Genomic DNA, 16,506 nt, shown 5'->3' on the forward strand with positions numbered 1-16,506 from the left:
CGGTGTGATCGCGCGCACGTTGCGTGACGACCCCCTTCGGCGGTGCACTGTCCCCATGCTGACAAGAATCGACCACATCGGGATCGCCTGCTTCGACCTGGACAAGACTGTCGAGTTCTACCGTGCCACGTACGGCTTCGAGGTGTTCCACACCGAGGTCAACGAGGAGCAGGGCGTCCGCGAGGCCATGTTGAAGATCAACGAAACCTCCGACGGCGGCGCCTCCTACATCCAGCTCCTGGAGCCCACCCGCGAGGACTCCGCGGTCGGCAAGTGGCTCGCCAAGAACGGCGAGGGCGTGCACCACATCGCCTTCGGCACCGAGGACGTCCACGGCGACTCGGAGGCCATCCGCGGCAAGGGCGTCCGCGTCCTCTACGACCAGCCCCGCACCGGTTCCATGGGGTCCTCGATCACCTTCCTGCACCCCAAGGACTGCCACGGAGTCCTGACCGAACTGGTCACGTCAAACCCTGACCACTGATGCCCCGATTCCCCGGCCGGTAGAGTGGCCATGGCTCGGCCGGGGTTCGGTGCGGAGAGGGTCGGGGCCTGTGACCCCTGCCCCGGTATCTGACACCATTCCCCCGGGGGCGTCGTTCAGCGGGCGAGCGATGCTCATTGGGAGTGAGCTTGCGACCAGGGGACGGATGGGACCGCGCTGTGCGGGGCTACGAAAGCCAGGAGAGCCATCAGGCCGAGGCCGACCATCTCTCGCGCTTCGAGGCCGAGATGGAGCGGCTGAAGAAGGAGCGCGGGAAGGCCGTCCAGCACGCTGAAGACCTGGGTTACCAGGTCGAGGTGCTGCGCGCCAAGCTCCACGAGGTACGCCGGGCTCTGGCGTCCCGTCCTGCCTACGACGGCGCGGACATGGGCTACCAGGCGGAGCAGCTGCTCCGCAATGCCCAGATCCAGGCCGACCAGATGCGCTCCGACGCCGAGCGCGAGCTGCGCGACGCCCGGGCGCAGACCCAGCGCATCCTGCAGGAGCACGCCGAGCACCAGGCGCGCCTGCAGGCCGAGCTGCACGGCGAGGCCGTCAACCGCCGCCAGCGGCTGGACCAGGAGCTCAACGAGCGCCGCCAGACCGTCGAGGCGCACGTCAACGAGAACGTGGCCTGGGCCGAGCAGCTGCGCGCCCGTACGGAGGCCCAGGCGCGCCGCCTCATGGAGGAGTCCCGCGCCGAGGCCGAGCAGTCGCTGAACGCGGCCCGCGCCGAGGCCGCCCGGGTCGCCGAGGAGACCCGGCGCCGGATGGCGGCCGACGCCGAGGCCGCCCGCGCGGAGGCCGAGTCCACGCTGCTGCGCGCCCGCAAGGAGGCCGAGCGGCTGCTGACCGCCGCCTCCGCGCAGGCGCAGGAGGCCACCCAGCACGCCGAACGGCTGCGCTCCACCACCTCCGCCGAGGCCGAGCAGACCCGGCAGCAGACCCTCGACCTCGGCCGGGTCGCCGAATCCCGCGTGCAGGAGGCCGAGTCCGCGCTGCGCGAGGCCCGCGCCGAGGCCGAGAAGGTCCTCGCGGAGGCCAAGGAGAGCGCGTCGCGCCAGCTCGCGTCGGCGGAGTCCGTCAACGAGCAGCGCACCCGCACCGCCAAGGAACAGGTCGCCCGGCTGGTCGGCGAGGCCACCAAGGAGGCCGAACTCCTCAAGGCCGAGGCCGAGCAGGCCCTGGCCGACGCCCGCGCGGACGCCGAGCGGGTACGCGCCGAGGCCGGCGACAGCGCCCGCACGGCAGCCGCCGAGGACATGGCGGCGCAGCTGGCGAAGGCCGCCCGCACGGCGGAGGACGTACTGAACAAGGCCTCGGAGGACGCCCGGGCCACCACCCGGGCCGCGTCCGAGGAGGCCGAGCGGATCCGCCGCGAGGCCGAGGCCGAGGCCGACCGGCTGCGCCTGCAGGCGGCGGCGACCGCCGACGAGCTCAAGGGCGCCGCGAAGGACGACACCGAGGAGTACCGGGCCCGCACGGTCGAACTGCAGGAGGAGGCCCGCCGGCTGCGCGGCGAGGCCGAGCAGCTGCGCGCGGAGGCCGTCGCCGAGGGCGAGCGGATCCGCGGCGAGGCCCGCCGCGAGGCGGTCCAGCAGATCGAGGAGGCGGCCAAGACCGCCGAGGAACTGCTCGGCAAGGCCAAGGCGGACGCGGACGAGCTGCGCTCCGGGGCGACCACCGAGAGCGAGCGGGTCCGCGCCGAGGCCGTCGAGCGGGCCGGAACCCTGCGCAAGCAGGCCGAGGAGACCCTGGAGCGGACCCGCGCCGAGGCCGAGCGGCTGCGCGGCGAGGCGGAGGAGCAGGCCGAGTCGGTCCGCGCCGAGGCGGACGCGGCGGCCCTCGCACGGCGCGAGGAGACCGAGCAGGCGCTGGCCGCGAAGCGGGCGGAGGCCGACGAGGAGCTCGTACGGCTGCACAGGGAGGCCGAGACCCGGCTGACCACGGCCGAACAGACGCTGCGTGACGCCCGCACGGCGGCGGAGAACATCCGCCGCGAGACGAGCGAGGAGAACGACCGGCTGCGCGCCGAGTCGGCGGAACGCATCCGCACGCTGCAGACGCAGTCCGAGGCAGAGGCCGACCAGCTGCGCACGGAGGCGGCGCAGGACGCCGGCCGGGTGCGCGCCGAGGCCGAGCAGGTGGCCGTACGGCTGCGCGGCGAGGCCGAGGCCGAGGCCGAGCGCGTGCGCTCCGAGGCCCAGGAGACCGCGGACCGGCTGCGCGCCGAGGCCAAGGCGGCGGCCGAGCGGGTCGCCGAGGAGGCCGCCGAGGCGCTGGCCGCCGCCCAGGAGGAGGCCGCCCGGCGCCGCCGGGAGTCCGAGGAGACCCTGGCGTCGGCCCGGACCGACGCCGAGCAGGAGCGGGCGCAGGCCCGCGAGCAGAGCGAGGAGCTGCTGGCCGCGGCCCGCCGCCGCTCGGAGGAGGCGCAGGCCGAGGCGGCCCGCCTGACCGAGGAGGCCGAACGCCGCGCGTCCGAGCTGGTGTCGGCGGCCGAGGCCACCGCCCAGCAGGTGCGCGACGCCGTGGCCGGCCTGCACGAGCAGGCCGAGGAGGAGATCTCCGGGCTGCGCAGCGCCGCCGAGCACGTGGCGGAGCGTACGAAGACGGAGGCCGAGGAAGAGGCCGCCCGGGTCCGCGCCGACGCCTACGAGGAGCGGGAGCGGGCCACCGAGGACGCGGGCCGCATCCGCACCGAGGCGCGCGCGGAGACGGACGCGGCGAAGGCCCTGGCGGAGCGGACCGTCGGCGAGGCGATCGCCGAGGCGGAGCAGCTGCGCGCCGACACCGCCGAGTACGCGCAGCGGGTGCGTACCGAGGCCACGGACGCGCTGGCCGCGTCCGAGCGGGACGCCGCCCGCACCCGGGCCGACGCCCGTGACGACGCCAACCGCATCCGCGGCGAGGCGGCGGAGTCCCTGGAGGCCTCGCGCACCGAGGGCGCCCTGATCACCGCCGAGGCCGCGGCCGAGGCCGCGCGGATCACCGAGGAGACCCGCGCGGCGAACGCGGCCACGGTCGCCGACGCCGAGGCGGAGGCCGAACGGGTCACCCGCGAGGCGGCCGAGGCCGCCGAGGCCACCCGCACCGAGGCCGCGGCGACGCTGGACGAGGCCCGGGCCGAGGGCAACCGGCTGCGTACCGAGGCCGCCGAGCAGGTCGACCGGCTCATCACCGAGGCCTCCGCGGAGGCGGACCGCCTCATCGAGGAGACCCGCGCCGCGAACGCGGCCACCGTGGGCGAGGCGGCGGCGGAGGCCGAGCGCCTCACCACCCAGGCGGCCCGGCTGAAGTCCCAGGCGGCCGAGACCCTGGCGAGCGCCGAGCGGGACGCCGCGAAGATCATGGTCGACTCGCGTGCCGAGGGCGACCGGCTCATCGACGAGACCCGCGTCGCCAACGAGGCCAAGGTCGCCGAGGCCGCGGCGGAGGCCGAGCGGCTGCGCGCCGACGCGGCCCGGGTCCTGGACGACGCCCGCGCGGAGGGCGGCCGGATCATCGGCGAGGCCACCGCGGAGGCGGACCGCGTCACGGCCGCGGCGGGCGAGACCCTGGCCGGAGCCGAGCGCGACGCCGAACAGACGCTGGACGAGGCGCGCGCCGAGGCGAACCGCCTGCGCACCGAGGCGGCCGAGCAGGCGGACCGGCTCATCACCGAGGCGGCGTCCGAGGCGGACAAGCTCATCGAGCAGACCCGCAAGGACAACGAGCGCACGGTCGGCGAGGCGGCGTCCGAGGCGGAGCGGCTGCGCGCCGACGCCTCGGAGGCGCTGTCCTCGGCGCAGGAGCACGCGGCCCGCACCCGGTCGGAGGCCGAGCGGGTCAAGTCGGAGGCCGCCACCGCGGCGGAGCGCATCCGCGCGGAGGCCCGTACGGAGTCCGAGCGGCTGCTGGACGAGGCCCGCGAGGAGGCGAACAAGCGCCGCAGCGAGGCCGCGGAGCAGGTCGACCGGCTCATCACCGAGGCGGCGACGGAGGCCGACAAGCTCACCGTCGACGCGCAGAAGCAGGCCCTCGCCGCCACCACGGCGGCCGAGGAGCAGGCCGACGCCATGGTCGACGCGGCCCGCAAGGAGGCGGCGCGGATCACGTCGGAGGCGACCGTCGAGGGCAACTCCCTGGTGGAGAAGGCCCGTACGGACGCCAACGAGCTGCTGGTCGGCGCGCGCACGGACGCCGCCGCCATAAGGGAGCGGGCGGAGGAGCTGCGCGGCCGCGTCGAGGGCGAGGTCGAGGAGCTCCACGAGCGGGCCCGCCGGGAGTCCGCCGAGCAGATGAAGTCGGCCGGCGAGCGCGTGGACAAGCTGGTGCGCGCGGCGACCGAGCAGAGCGTCGAGGCCGAGGCGAAGGCCAAGGAGCTGCTGTCGGACGCGAGCAGCGAGGCGAGCAAGGTGCGCATCGCGGCGGTCCGCAAGGCGGAGGCGCTGCTCAAGGAGGCCGAGCAGAAGAAGGCCGAGGTGGCCCGGGAGGCCGAGAAGGCGCTGGCGGAGGCCAAGGCGGAGGCCGAGCGCCTCGTCGAGGAGGGCCGTCGCGAGCTGGAGGTCCTGGTCCGCAGGCGGCAGGACATTCAGGGGGAGATCTCCCGTGTCCAGGACGTTCTTGAGGCGTTGGAATCATTCGAGGCGCCTTCGGGCGGCGGAAAGTCCACGGTCGGCGGCCAGGGAGCGGGGGGCACCAAGGCCGGAGTGACAGCGGGGTCCACTCGTTCGGGTGGTAAGTCGTCAGAGGGCTAGCCAAGTGGTCGGGGATGTGTGCACCTGATGAAGGTTCAGGCGAACGGGTGACAAGCAATCCGCCGCCTTGCCACTCAAAAGGGGTGTCATTGTCCAGATCAAACGCGGATTGACTCGATGACACGCCGTCTGGGCGCCTAGGATTCCCCTTAACACCTCACGTAGCACCTCATCGGTCTCATTCGACAGGAACCCCATGAGCGACACTTCCTCCCCCTTCGGCTTCGAGCTCGTGCGGCGTGGTTATGACCGCGGTCAGGTGGACGACCGCATTACCAAGCTGGTCTCCGACCGCGACAGCGCCCTTGGACGTATCAACTCTCTGGAAAAGCGGATCGAGGAGCTGCACCTCGAGACGCAGAACGCCCAGGCCCAGGTGAACGACGCCGAGCCGTCGTACGCGGGTCTCGGCGCCCGGGTCGAGAAGATCCTGCGGCTGGCCGAGGAGGAGGCGAAGGACCTGCGCGAGGAGGCCCGTCGCGCGGCCGAGCAGCACCGTGAGCTCGCCGAGTCGGCCGCCCAGCAGGTGCGCAACGACGCCGAGTCGTTCGCGGCCGACCGCAAGTCGAAGGCGGAGGACGAGGGCGTCCGCATCGTCGAGAAGGCCAAGGGCGACGCCGCCACCCTGCGCGCCGAGGCCCAGAAGGACGCGGCCTCCAAGCGCGAGGAGGCCGACGCGCTGTTCGAGGAGACCCGCGCCAAGGCCGCCCAGGCCGCCGCGGACTTCGAGACGAACCTGGCCAAGCGCCGCGAGCAGTCGGAGCGCGACCTGGCCTCCCGTCAGGCCAAGGCCGAGAAGCGCCTCGCGGAGATCGAGCACCGCGCCGAGCAGCTGCGCCTGGAGGCCGAGAAGCTGCGTACGGACGCCGAGCGCCGGGCCCGCCAGACCGTGGAGACCGCGCAGCGCCAGGCCGAGGACATCGTGGCCGACGCGAACGCCAAGGCGGACCGCATCCGCAGCGAGTCGGAGCGCGAGCTGGCAGCGCTCACCAACCGCCGCGACTCGATCAACGCGCAGCTGACCAACGTCCGCGAGATGCTGGCGACGCTCACCGGTGCGGCCGTCGCGGCGGCCAACCCGATCGTGGACGACGAGCCGGTCACCCGCGGCGTGCCGGCGCAGCAGAGCCGCTAGACCGCGGGCATTACTCGCCGGTAGCGAAAAGAGCCTGATCGAGGGCCCTATGTCACTCTTTTGAGGTGGCGTAGGGCCCTCGGGCGCTCTAGCGTGGCCGCATGATCGAGCTCGAGGGCCTCACGAAACGATTCGGCGCGAAGACCGCCGTGAACAACCTCAGCTTCCAGGTCAGACCGGGGGTGGTGACCGGCTTCCTCGGCCCCAACGGGGCGGGCAAGTCGACGACCATGCGCATGATGCTGGATCTGGACAATCCGACCAGCGGCGCGGTCCGGATCTACGGGAAGCGCTACCGGGACCTCCAGGAACCGCTGAAGCACGTCGGTGCGCTGCTGGACGCGAAGGCCATGCACGGCGGTCGCACCGCGTACAACAACCTCCTCTGCCTGGCCCAGTCGAACCGCATCCCGGAGCGCCGGGTCGGCGAGGTGCTGGACCTGGTCGGGCTGACGCCGGTGGCCAAGAAGAAGTCCAAAGGATTTTCGCTGGGCATGGGCCAACGGCTGGGAATCGCCTCCGCATTGCTGGGTGATCCGCAGATCCTCATGTTCGACGAACCCGTCAATGGTCTGGATCCCGAGGGAATTCTGTGGATCCGCAATCTGATGAAGGGCCTGGCGGCAGAGGGGCGCACGATCTTCGTGTCCTCCCATCTGATGAGCGAAATGGCGCTGACCGCAGACCATTTGATCGTCATCGGACAGGGAAGACTACTGGCCGATACCTCTATGGCTGATTTCATTCACCAGAACTCCCGCAGTTACGTCCGCATGCGCTCGCCGCAGCAGGAGCGGCTCAAGGACGTCCTGCACGACGCCGGGATCAACGCCGTCAGCGTCCCCGCCACCGGCACGCTGGAGATCGACGGCGCCGGCGCGGAGCAGCTCGGCGAGCTGGCCGCCCAGCACCAGATCGTGCTGCACGAACTCAGCCCGCAGCGGGCTTCACTGGAGGAAGCGTTCATGCGCATGACGGCGGACTCCGTCGAGTACCACTCCCACGCACCGGGCGCACCCGGCGCACCAGGCGCCGCCGGTGACAACCCGGCCCGGCCGGCCGACGTCCCCGCCTGGGGCGCCGGCTTCGACTCGGCACGCAAGGGCGGGCAGTGACCATGGCCTTCTCCGCCGTCCTCACCTCCGAGTGGACCAAGATCCGCACCGTCGCCTCCACCAGCTGGACGCTCGCGCTGGCCCTGATCGTCACCGCCGGCTTCGGCGCCCTGATCTCCACCGCCGTCGCGGCGAGCTTCGACGACATGAGCCAGATCGAGCGGGCCACCTTCGACCCCACCCTGGTGAGCTTCGCCGGGATGCAGTTCGGCCAGCTGGCGATGATCGTCTTCGGCGTCCTGGTGGTCAGCACCGAATACAGCACCGGCATGATCCGCACCTCCCTGGCCGCCGTGCCCGCCCGCGGGGGCTTCCTGTTCGGCAAGCTCACCGTGGCCACGGTGCTGGCGCTGCTGGTCGGACTGCTGACCAGCTTCGTGTCGTTCTTCCTCAGCCAGGCGATCCTGGGCGACCACGGCACCGGTCTCGACGGGGAGAACGTCCTGCGCGCGGTGGTCGGTGCCGGCGTGTACATGGCGCTCATCGCCCTGTTCTCCATGGGCGTCGCCAGCATGCTGCGCAGCTCGGTCGCCTCGATCAGCATCCTGATCCCGTTCTTCCTGATCGTCACCAACCTCCTGAACGCCTTCGAGGCGACCCGCGAGTACGGCCAGTACCTGCCCACCGCGGCCGGATCGAAGATCATGCAGGTCGTACCGAACGCCATGGGCAGCGCGGAGTCCCCGTACGGGCCGTGGGGCGGGCTCGGGATCATGCTCCTGTGGGTGGCCGCCTCGGTACTCGGGGGCTACCTCGTCCTCAATAAGAGGGACGCCTGACGGCCGGTCCCCTCCGGAAGGACTACGGGTCATGCCAGGGTCGGCCTCGGGGACGGATCAGGGATCCGGCCCGGGACGGAACCGTAGGATCCTCGCTATCCTCTTAACCCTTACACGGGCGAGAGTCGTCCCGGCCTGGTAAGGGGCAGCAAGATGATCGAGGCAGTCGGCCTGACCAAGCGCTTCGGCGCCAAGACCGCCGTCGACCAGTTGTCCTTCCAGGTCAAGCCTGGTCACGTGACGGGTTTCCTGGGGCCCAACGGCTCCGGGAAGTCCACGACCATGCGCATGATCGTGGGCCTCGACCGGCCCACTTCCGGCCGTGTCACGATCAACGGCCTCCCCTTCCGGGAGCTGCCGAACGCCCAGCGGCACGTCGGGGCCCTGCTCGACGCCAAGGCCGTGCACGGCGGCCGGCGGGCCCGCACCCACCTGCTGTCCATCGCCCAGCTCTCCGGGATCCCGGAGAAGCGGGTGGACGAGGTCCTGGCCGTCGTCGGCCTCCAGGACGCCGCACGGCAGCGTACGAAGGGCTTCTCGCTCGGCATGGGGCAGCGCCTGGGCATCGCCACGGCGCTGCTCGGCGACCCCCAGGTCCTCCTGTTCGACGAGCCGGTCAACGGGCTCGACCCCGAGGGCATCCTCTGGGTCCGCAACCTGATGCGCCGGCTCGCCGCCGAGGGCCGCACCGTCTTCGTCTCCTCGCACCTGATGAGCGAGATGGCGCTGACCGCCGACCACCTCATCGTCATCGGCCGCGGCCGGCTGCTGGCCGACATGGGCACGCAGGAGTTCATCGCGCACAACTCGGCCGGATTCGCTCGGGTGCGTGCGGCCGACACCGATCCCGATGGCCGGGAGACGCTGGGCAGGGCCCTCTCCAAGGCGGGCGGCCGGGTCCTGCAGGAGCCCGACGGAGCACTGCGCGTGACCGGGCTGGAGCTGCCCGGCATCTCCGACCTCGCGCACGCGGCCGGCGTACGGCTGTGGGAGCTGTCCCCGCACCGGGCCTCGCTGGAGGAGGCGTACATGCGGATGACCCAGTCCGCCGTCGAGTACACCTCCACCGAGGACCCGCGGGCCGAGCTGTGGGAGCAGGACCCGCTGGCCCTCCCGGCCTGGGAGGACGGGCCGTCGGCCCCGGAGGTCCCGCAGGCGGGCTTCTTCGCCCCGCCGCCGCCCGGAGCGGGCGGGAAACCCTTCCTGATGCCCAGCAATCCCGGCGAGCTCGCGAGCACCGCCAAGGACTCCGCAGAGGACACCCGATGACCCCGACGACCACGACGCCGGATCAGCCGCGGAGCTACAGCTCTCCGCTGCCCACGCCGCGGCCGCACCTGGGGCACGCCCTCGCCTCGGAGTGGACCAAGCTGATCTCGATCCGCTCCACCCTGTGGACGCTGGGCGCCCTCGTACTGACCGTGGTCGGCATCGGGCTGCTCTTCGTCACGCAGAGCGTGGACCGGGACTACGAGTCCATCTCCTTCACCACGCCCGCCCTCTTCGGCCTGATGGTCGGGCAGGTCGCGGTGATGGTCCTCGGTGTGCTGACCATCGCCTCGGAGCACGCCACCGGGCTGGTGCGCACCACCTTCACCGCCGCCCCGGACCGCTTCCGGGTGCTCACCGCGAAGTACCTCGTCTTCAGCATCACGGCCTTCGTCGCCACCACGCTGTCCGTCTTCGTGGTCGGGATCGCCGCCATGCTCGCCCACGCCGGGTCCGCGGCCGGCCCGCACGCGGCGGACGAGTGGCTGGGCGCCGCGGCCGGCTGCCTCTACGTCACCCTGCTCGGGGTGCTCGCACTCGCCGTCGGCGCGCTGGTGCGGCACTCGGCGGGGGCGATCGCCGTCATGCTCGGCGTGGTCACGCTGCCGCCGGTGATAGGGGCCATGCTCACGGTCTGGGAGGCCGTGGCCCCCATCGGGCGGGCGGTCCTCCAGCGCAACGTGCCGGTCGCGCTGAGCCAGCTGTTCGGCATGCAGGAGAGCGACATGGGCCCGGCACCGAGCAACCTGTCCAACCTGCTGATCATCATGCTGATCACGGGTGCTGCCGTGGCCGCCTCGTACGTCGTCGTAGGCCGCCGGGACGTCTAGCCGGCCGGGCCTCTCCGGGGTCAGTACCTCGGCGCGTTGCGGGACCGCTGCACCTTCGTGGTGCGGCGGTCCTTCGCGTTCCAGCAGGCCTTGTGCCAGTGCCGCCGGTCGTCCACGCCGCCGTACTCGGGCCAGGCCACCAGGTGCGGGGTGCCGGAGGGGATCTCCTGGTCGCAGCCGGGGCAGCGGTAGCGCTTGCCCGCCGCGCTCGCGCCCGCGACGTGCCGGACCTTCCAGTCCTCGCCCTGGTACTCCTCGGTGCGCTCCAGCCCGAAGCGGTCCAGGCCGCTCCCCGGGCGCTCGTCCGGAGTCTCGCCGCCCCTGCGGCGGTTGTTGCGCGGTGACACGTATACCTCACGGATGGGCTGACGGCAGTGACTTTCTTCCAGACTACGCGCAGCGAGGCCGGGTACCCGCAGGGTGTCTACGGGGGGCCGGGCCGCCGGCCGGGACTGGCCCGACAATCCCAATAACTTTCGTGTCAGCCCGTGCCTTTGGCACGTGTCAGACGTTGTTGCCATAGGAAGAACCGGTCCACCTGGGGGAGGCCGCGTCAGCCGCGAGGAGGCTAAAGGCGATGCGCGTAGGAGCGTTTGTACTGGCGGCCCAGTTCCCGGGCCAGGGACAGGGCGAGGCACTGCACCGGGCGGTGCGGACCGCCGAGGTGGCGGAGGAGGCCGGGCTCGACTCGGTCTGGCTCGCCGAGCACCACTTCGTCCCGTACGGGGTCTGCCCGTCGGCGGTGACCCTGGCGGGGCTGCTGCTGGGCCGGACCCGCCGGCTGCGGGTGGGCACGGCCGTGAGCGTACTGCCGAGCACCCACCCGGTCGCCCTCGGGGAGCAGGCGGCGCTGCTGCACCTGGCCTCGGGCGGCCGCTTCACGCTCGGGGTGGGGCGCGGCGGGCCGTGGGTCGACCTGGAGGTCTTCGGGGGCGGTTTGGAGGCCTACGAGAAGGGCTTCCCGGAGTCCCTGGACCTGCTGCGGCGATGGCTCACGCAGGCGCGGGTGGGCGCCGCCGGCGAGCGGTACGCCTTCCGCGAGGTGGCCGTCGTACCGCGGCCGTCGGAGGCCCTGGACGGGGACGGATCGGGCCCGGAGGTGATCGTGGCCTGCACCTCGCCGTCGTCGGTGCGGATGGCCGCGCGGCGGGGGCTGCCGATGCTGCTGGGCATGCACTGCGGGGACGAGAACAAGGCCGAGATGGTCGCGCTGTGGCGCAGCACCGCGCTCGCGGCGGGCCACTCCCCCGAGCACGTGGCCGCGGCCGGACACGTGTCCGCCGGGGTGTGCCAGATCGCGGACACCACCGCGGACGCGCGCGAGACCCTGCTGAAGTCCATGCCGGGCTGGCTCAGGCTGGGCCTGGACGCGCACGTGACCGTGGACGGCCGCGTGCGCGCGATGCGGGATCCGGTCGCGTACACGGAACTGCTGTGCGACCTGCACCCGGTGGGCACTCCACGGCTGGCGGCGGACCGCCTGGCGGCCACCGCCGCGCGCACGGGCATCACGCGCTTCGCCCTCCTGACGGAGGGCTCCGGAGATCTCGCCGCGACGGAGGAGAACGTACGACGACTCGGCGCCGAAGTCCTGCCCCGTCTCGGCTGAGATCTACCGGCTCGGGCCTCGGCTCAGCAGTCCCGCAGTTCCGGCGACTGGTTGAGCAGCTGGCCGCGGATCGAAGTGAACTTGGCCAGCCGGTCGTCCACCGAGGGATCCAGCGGGAAGACCGCCACCCGGTGACAGTTCTGGAATGCCAGGCGCACTCCGAAGTGCCGCTGCAGCGCACCGCGTATCGCGTCACTCGCGAGTGCGCGCAGCAGCTGCCCACGCGCCTGCTCGTCGGGCGGCGGCGTCTGGTTGTCGGCGAACTGTCCGCCGTCCACCTTCAGCTGGGCCACCAGCGAGCTGATCATCTCCCATGCATAGGGCAGGGAGGTCCGGACGCAGTCGACGAAAGCGGCTTCGTCGACCTCGCCTCGCTCGGCCTGTTCGAGTAGGGCCGGTGAGACGTCGAGCGACATGGGTTCTCCTCTCGCGACCCCGGCTGACTGGTTGCCGGAGTCTTACGGGCAGGGAAGGAGATCGCGACGCAGAGTGCACGCTCGACGACCTCCCGCTCACCACGGTAGGCGCCCCATGGGTGACGCACCAGGAGAATGCGCATACAACGCGCCATCGGCGAACGGGGCTTTCAGGGGCGAATCGCGTGGAGGGCCGTAGGTCGAGTAGCGTTGCCGACCATGCGTCTCGTGATTGCCCGCTGCTCCGTCGACTATGCGGGCCGGCTCACCGCCCATCTGCCCTCGGCACCCCGTCTGATCCTCGTGAAGGCCGACGGCAGTGTCTCGATCCACGCGGACGACCGGGCGTACAAACCGCTCAACTGGATGTCGCCGCCGTGCACCCTCAAAGAGGGGAGCGGTGACGACGCCGGTGTGTGGACGGTCGTCAACAAGGCGGGCGAGAAGCTCATCATCACCATGGAAGAAGTGCTCCACGACTCCTCCCACGAGCTCGGCACCGACCCGGGGCTCATCAAGGACGGCGTCGAGGCGCACCTCCAGGAGCTGCTCGCCGACCGCATCGAGACCCTGGGCGAGGGCTACACCCTGATCCGGCGCGAGTACATGACGGCGATCGGCCCGGTGGACATCCTGTGCCGGGACGCCTCGGGCGCGACGGTGGCCGTGGAGATCAAGCGCCGTGGCGAGATCGACGGCGTGGAGCAGCTGACCCGCTACCTGGAGCTGCTCAACCGCGATCCGCACCTGGCCCCGGTCCGGGGCGTCTTCGCCGCGCAGGAGATCAAGCCGCAGGCGAAGGTGCTGGCGACGGACCGCGGGATGGACTGCGTGGTGCTGGACTACGACGCCCTGCGCGGCATCGAGGACGACAAGCTCCGCCTGTTCTGATCCCGTTCGGCGAACGAACGACGGCTCCGTCCGCGAGGACGGAGCCGTCGGCGTTTCAGGGGGCCGTGGTCGGCGAGGTGGCGGTGGCCGTTCCCGGTCCGGTGGGCGCGGTGGCGGTCGGCGTGGCCTCGCCGGTCTCCGTGACGGTCGGGGTCGGTTCCGTGGCGGTCGGTGCGGTCGAAGGGGTGCCCGGCCGCGGGGAGTTGCTCGGCGTCGAGGACGGGCGGCGGGACGGGGTACGGCCCGGCGTGCGGCCGGGCGTGGGCGCGGCGGCGCTCGCCCCCGGGGTGGTGCCCCCGTCCGACGGCGCGGTCACGGGCGGTTCCTCTGCAGGATCGTTCCCGCTGTTCTGCTGCACCGTGGTGGGCGCCGCGGTCGTCGGAGTCGAGGACACGGCGGGGCCGTCCGCGGGCGGCTCGGTGTCCGAGGAGCTCATCGCCAGGCTCACGACGGTGCCCAGCGCGACCACCGTCAGCGCTCCGGCGGCGGCCAGCAGCACCCGCCGGCGGCGGCCCGCGCCCCGGGCGGGCCCGGCGGGGACGGTGGCGGGGACCGGGGCCGCGGGCGGGGCCGGCTGCGGCGACAGCGGGAAGGCGTCCTCGAACACCTCGGAGAGCGTCGTGGGCGGCTCGGAGCGCCGGTTCACCGGTACCACGGGGGTCATCCGGGTGACCGCCTCGGCGGAGACCGGGACCGCCGGTGTCACGGGGGCCACGCGGGTCACGGCGGCCGCGGAGACGGCCGGATCCACCCGGGGGGCCGCGGCCGGACCGGACCGGAGGGCGGGAGCCGACTTCGCCGCCGGGACGGCCTTCGTGACCGCGTCCGTCCGCACGGCCGGCGTCGCGGGAGTCGCGGGAGTCGCGGGAGTCGCGGGGGTCGCGGGGGTCGCGGGAGTCGCGGGGGTCGCGGGGGTCGCCACGGTCACGGCCTCCGAGGCGGCCGCGGGGGCTTCCAGGCGCAGCGGCGGCGAGGCCGCGGCCCCCGCGACCTCCCGGTCCACGACGAGCGCCAGCGCCCGCCGGCCCGCCACGGTGCCCCGCTTGTCGGCCAGCGCGCCCCTCAGCCCGATGGAGGTCTCCAGCTCGGCGCGGGCCCGGTCGACACGCCCCTCGCACAGGGCGAGCACACCCAGCTCGTGGTGGAAGTACGCCTGTTCGGCGACCTCTCCCGCCTTGCGCGCTGCCTCGGCCCCCGAGCGCAGCACCCGTTCCCAGGCCTCCCAGTGCAGCGAGGCCGCGAAGGCGGGGGCTGCCGTGCGCGCCAGCACCGCCGCGGCCACCACGTCCGCGCCGGCCAGCGCCGCGAGCACCGCGTCCGCTTCCCTCCCCACCCGCTCCGGAACCACCGAGGCGTGCCCGGTCCACCAGGCGTAGTGCCGGGCGGCCGTACGGGCCTCCTCCGACGCGGTGTCCCCGTAGCCGACGTCCTCCAGCTGGCGGGCGACCCCGGCGGCCAGCCGGTAGCGCGTCCCGACGGGCGTCAGCAGCCCGCAGTCCAGCAGTTCCGCCACCGCCGTGTCCGCGTGGGTGTCCCCCACGAGCGCCGGCAGGTGGGCGTGGTGCGGCAGCTCGCCGCCGAGCGCGCACGCGATCCGCAGGGCCGCCCGCGCCGACTCGCTGACCCGCGACGCGAGCAGCTCCGCCGGGGCCGCGCCCTCGGCCAGCGTCGGCAGGGGCACCACTCCGCTGTCGCGCGGGCGCTCCTCGAAGACGCCGGGCTCCTCCTCGTCGTCGTCCTCGTCGCTGTGGTTGAGCTCGTCGCGCTGCCGCAGCATCGCGGCGGCCTGTACGAAGCGCAGTGGCAGCCCCTCGGAGGCGAACCTCAGGTCGCCCGCCCAGGCGGTCTCCTCGTCCGTCAGCGGCCGTCCCAGGCCCGCCTCCAGCAGCGCCACGCAGTCTTCCTTGCCGAGTCCGGTGAGGAAGACCTCTTCGACGTGGGAGTCGTCGGAAGGGGCCTTTGTTTCGGGGGTGGCCGCCAGCAGGTAGGCGCATTCGGGGGTCGCGCGCAGCAGCTCGTCGAGGGCGCTGCCGCCCATCTCCAGGTCGTCGAGGAGGACGACGGCCCCGATGTCGCGCACGCGGGCGAGGAGCTCGTCGCGTTCGGGGCGCTCGCGCGGGGCGTCGTACACGGTCGCGTAGAGCGCGTGGAGCAGTTCTCCGGGCTGCTGGTGCCCGTACCCGCTGATCCGTACGACCCCGTCGGGGGCGAGGCCCGCGCACCGGGCGGCGACCGCGTCGAGCAGCGCGCTGCGTCCGGAACCGGAAGGTCCGGTCAGGCGGACGGACCGGCCGCGGCCCAGGAGCCGGACGAGTCGCTCCAGTTCCTCGCCGCGGGCGAGCAGGGGCCGGCCGGATATCGGGGGCCCGGGCAGTACGGGGGGCCGGGCGGCGGCGTCCCGGACCGCGCGGGCGGCGGCGTCGCGCTTGGCGGGACGGCCGCGCTCGGTGCCGGGCCGCAGCGGTTCGATCTCGCTGCCGTCGACGGGGTTGACGGTGAGGGTGAAGTCCCCGGCGGTCAGGGTGACGACGCGCGCGGGCCCGGGGGGTCCGGACGGCGTCGGCGCCTGCCCGGTCGACGCGGGCGCGGCGGCGGAAGCGGAGGCGGATGACGGCGTCCCGGGGCCGCCCGCGCCCTGCTCGTCCCGCCCGCTCTGCCCTTGTGTACGGTCCATGACCCAGTCCCCCATCGCGGGCCGCGCGCCTCGCCGTCGTACCGCCCGGCCGTCGCGCACCCGCTGTCGCCACTGGTCCGGTTTCCGCCCGAACCCTAGACCGTGGCCGGTCGTGCGGGAAACCGTAGGGGCTCGATCACCACCGGACCGTTACTTTCCGCAGGAAATGCAAAGGTCAGCGGCTTGCGGGTCAGACCCGGGGCAGCGACTCGGCTTCCAGGCCGCCCTCGATCGCGAGGATCCGGTGCAGGCGGGTCGCCACGAGCAGCCTCTGCATCTGCGGCGGCACCCCGCGCAGGACGAGGCGTCGTCCCGTCCGGCCGGCCCTCCGGTGCGCGCCCATGATCACGCCGAGGCCGGTCGCGTCCCAGGAGTCGAGCCCGGTGAGGTCGAGCACGAGGTCGCCGTGGCCGTCGTCGAGGGCGGTGTGGAGGGCCGTACGGGCGTCCGCCGCGCTGCGCACGTCGAGGCGGCCCCCGACAGCGAGTTCGGCGTGGTCGCCCCTGATGTGCATGTGTACTCCCGGCAGTACTGCGTACGTATGGCAACTGGTCCGTGGTCGGCAACT

General features: G+C 73.0%; 13 protein-coding genes. 9 read left to right on the forward strand and 4 right to left on the reverse strand.

The window, feature by feature from the left end; all coding sequences use genetic code 11:
• Positions 1–55 precede the first annotated feature (55 nt).
• From mce to IG86_RS0110515, 7 genes are all read left to right on the forward strand, one after another.
• Positions 56–484 carry a methylmalonyl-CoA epimerase gene (gene mce, locus IG86_RS0110485; RefSeq protein ID WP_030030807.1) on the forward strand — a complete coding sequence of 143 codons (429 nt, stop codon included), beginning with the start codon at positions 56–58 and terminating at the stop codon, positions 482–484.
• A gap of 179 nt (positions 485–663) precedes the next feature.
• On the forward strand, positions 664–5,220 hold the full coding sequence (gene scy / locus IG86_RS0110490; protein ID WP_030826813.1) for a polarized growth protein Scy: 4,557 nt from the start codon (positions 664–666) through the stop codon (positions 5,218–5,220).
• Positions 5,221–5,416: 196 nt separating this feature from the next.
• The gene (locus IG86_RS0110495; protein WP_030660359.1) at positions 5,417–6,355 is read left to right on the forward strand and encodes a coiled-coil domain-containing protein; all 939 of its coding nucleotides are present in this window, start codon (positions 5,417–5,419) and stop codon (positions 6,353–6,355) included.
• A gap of 101 nt (positions 6,356–6,456) precedes the next feature.
• A complete protein-coding gene (locus IG86_RS0110500; RefSeq protein WP_030826815.1) occupies positions 6,457–7,470 on the forward strand; it encodes an ABC transporter ATP-binding protein in 1,014 nt (337 codons plus the stop codon).
• A 2-nt stretch (positions 7,471–7,472) separates the two neighbouring features.
• A complete protein-coding gene (locus IG86_RS0110505; RefSeq protein WP_030826819.1) occupies positions 7,473–8,249 on the forward strand; it encodes an ABC transporter permease in 777 nt (258 codons plus the stop codon).
• 153 nt (positions 8,250–8,402) lie between these two features.
• Positions 8,403–9,518 (forward strand): ABC transporter ATP-binding protein, encoded by a 1,116-nt coding sequence (locus IG86_RS0110510; RefSeq protein WP_030826822.1) that lies wholly within the window; start codon positions 8,403–8,405, stop codon positions 9,516–9,518.
• Positions 9,515–10,348, forward strand: a complete 834-nt coding sequence (locus IG86_RS0110515; protein ID WP_030826825.1) for an ABC transporter permease — start codon at positions 9,515–9,517, stop codon at positions 10,346–10,348. The genes IG86_RS0110510 and IG86_RS0110515 overlap by 4 nt, the downstream gene beginning before the upstream one ends.
• A 20-nt stretch (positions 10,349–10,368) precedes the next feature.
• Here the strand turns inward: IG86_RS0110515 and IG86_RS0110520 are convergent, their stop codons facing one another.
• A complete protein-coding gene (locus IG86_RS0110520) occupies positions 10,369–10,695 on the reverse strand; it encodes a hypothetical protein (RefSeq protein ID WP_030037143.1) in 327 nt (108 codons plus the stop codon).
• 230 nt (positions 10,696–10,925) lie between these two features.
• Between IG86_RS0110520 and IG86_RS0110525 the strand changes: the two genes are divergently transcribed.
• Entirely contained in the window at positions 10,926–11,957 is a 1,032-nt protein-coding gene (locus IG86_RS0110525; RefSeq protein WP_030826828.1) for an LLM class flavin-dependent oxidoreductase, read from the forward strand.
• A 23-nt stretch (positions 11,958–11,980) separates the two neighbouring features.
• Here the strand turns inward: IG86_RS0110525 and IG86_RS0110530 are convergent, their stop codons facing one another.
• Complete coding sequence (locus IG86_RS0110530) at positions 11,981–12,373, reverse strand: SCO5389 family protein (RefSeq protein WP_030660337.1); 393 nt, start codon at positions 12,371–12,373, stop codon at positions 11,981–11,983.
• Positions 12,374–12,592: 219 nt separating this feature from the next.
• Here IG86_RS0110530 and nucS point away from each other — a divergent pair, with 219 nt between their 5' ends.
• On the forward strand, positions 12,593–13,264 hold the full coding sequence (gene nucS, locus IG86_RS0110535; protein ID WP_030660334.1) for an endonuclease NucS: 672 nt from the start codon (positions 12,593–12,595) through the stop codon (positions 13,262–13,264).
• Positions 13,265–13,319: 55 nt separating this feature from the next.
• Here the strand turns inward: nucS and IG86_RS0110540 are convergent, their stop codons facing one another.
• Both IG86_RS0110540 and IG86_RS0110545 read right to left on the reverse strand, forming a co-directional pair.
• Positions 13,320–15,938 (reverse strand): ATP-binding protein, encoded by a 2,619-nt coding sequence (locus IG86_RS0110540; protein ID WP_157854804.1) that lies wholly within the window; start codon positions 15,936–15,938, stop codon positions 13,320–13,322.
• A gap of 190 nt (positions 15,939–16,128) precedes the next feature.
• The gene (locus IG86_RS0110545; RefSeq protein WP_030153791.1) at positions 16,129–16,452 is read right to left on the reverse strand and encodes an STAS domain-containing protein; all 324 of its coding nucleotides are present in this window, start codon (positions 16,450–16,452) and stop codon (positions 16,129–16,131) included.
• Between the last annotated feature and the right edge of the window lie 54 nt (positions 16,453–16,506).

Source organism: Streptomyces virginiae, from assembly GCF_000720455.1.
In the GTDB taxonomy this organism is placed as follows: Bacteria; Actinomycetota; Actinomycetes; order Streptomycetales; family Streptomycetaceae; genus Streptomyces; species Streptomyces virginiae.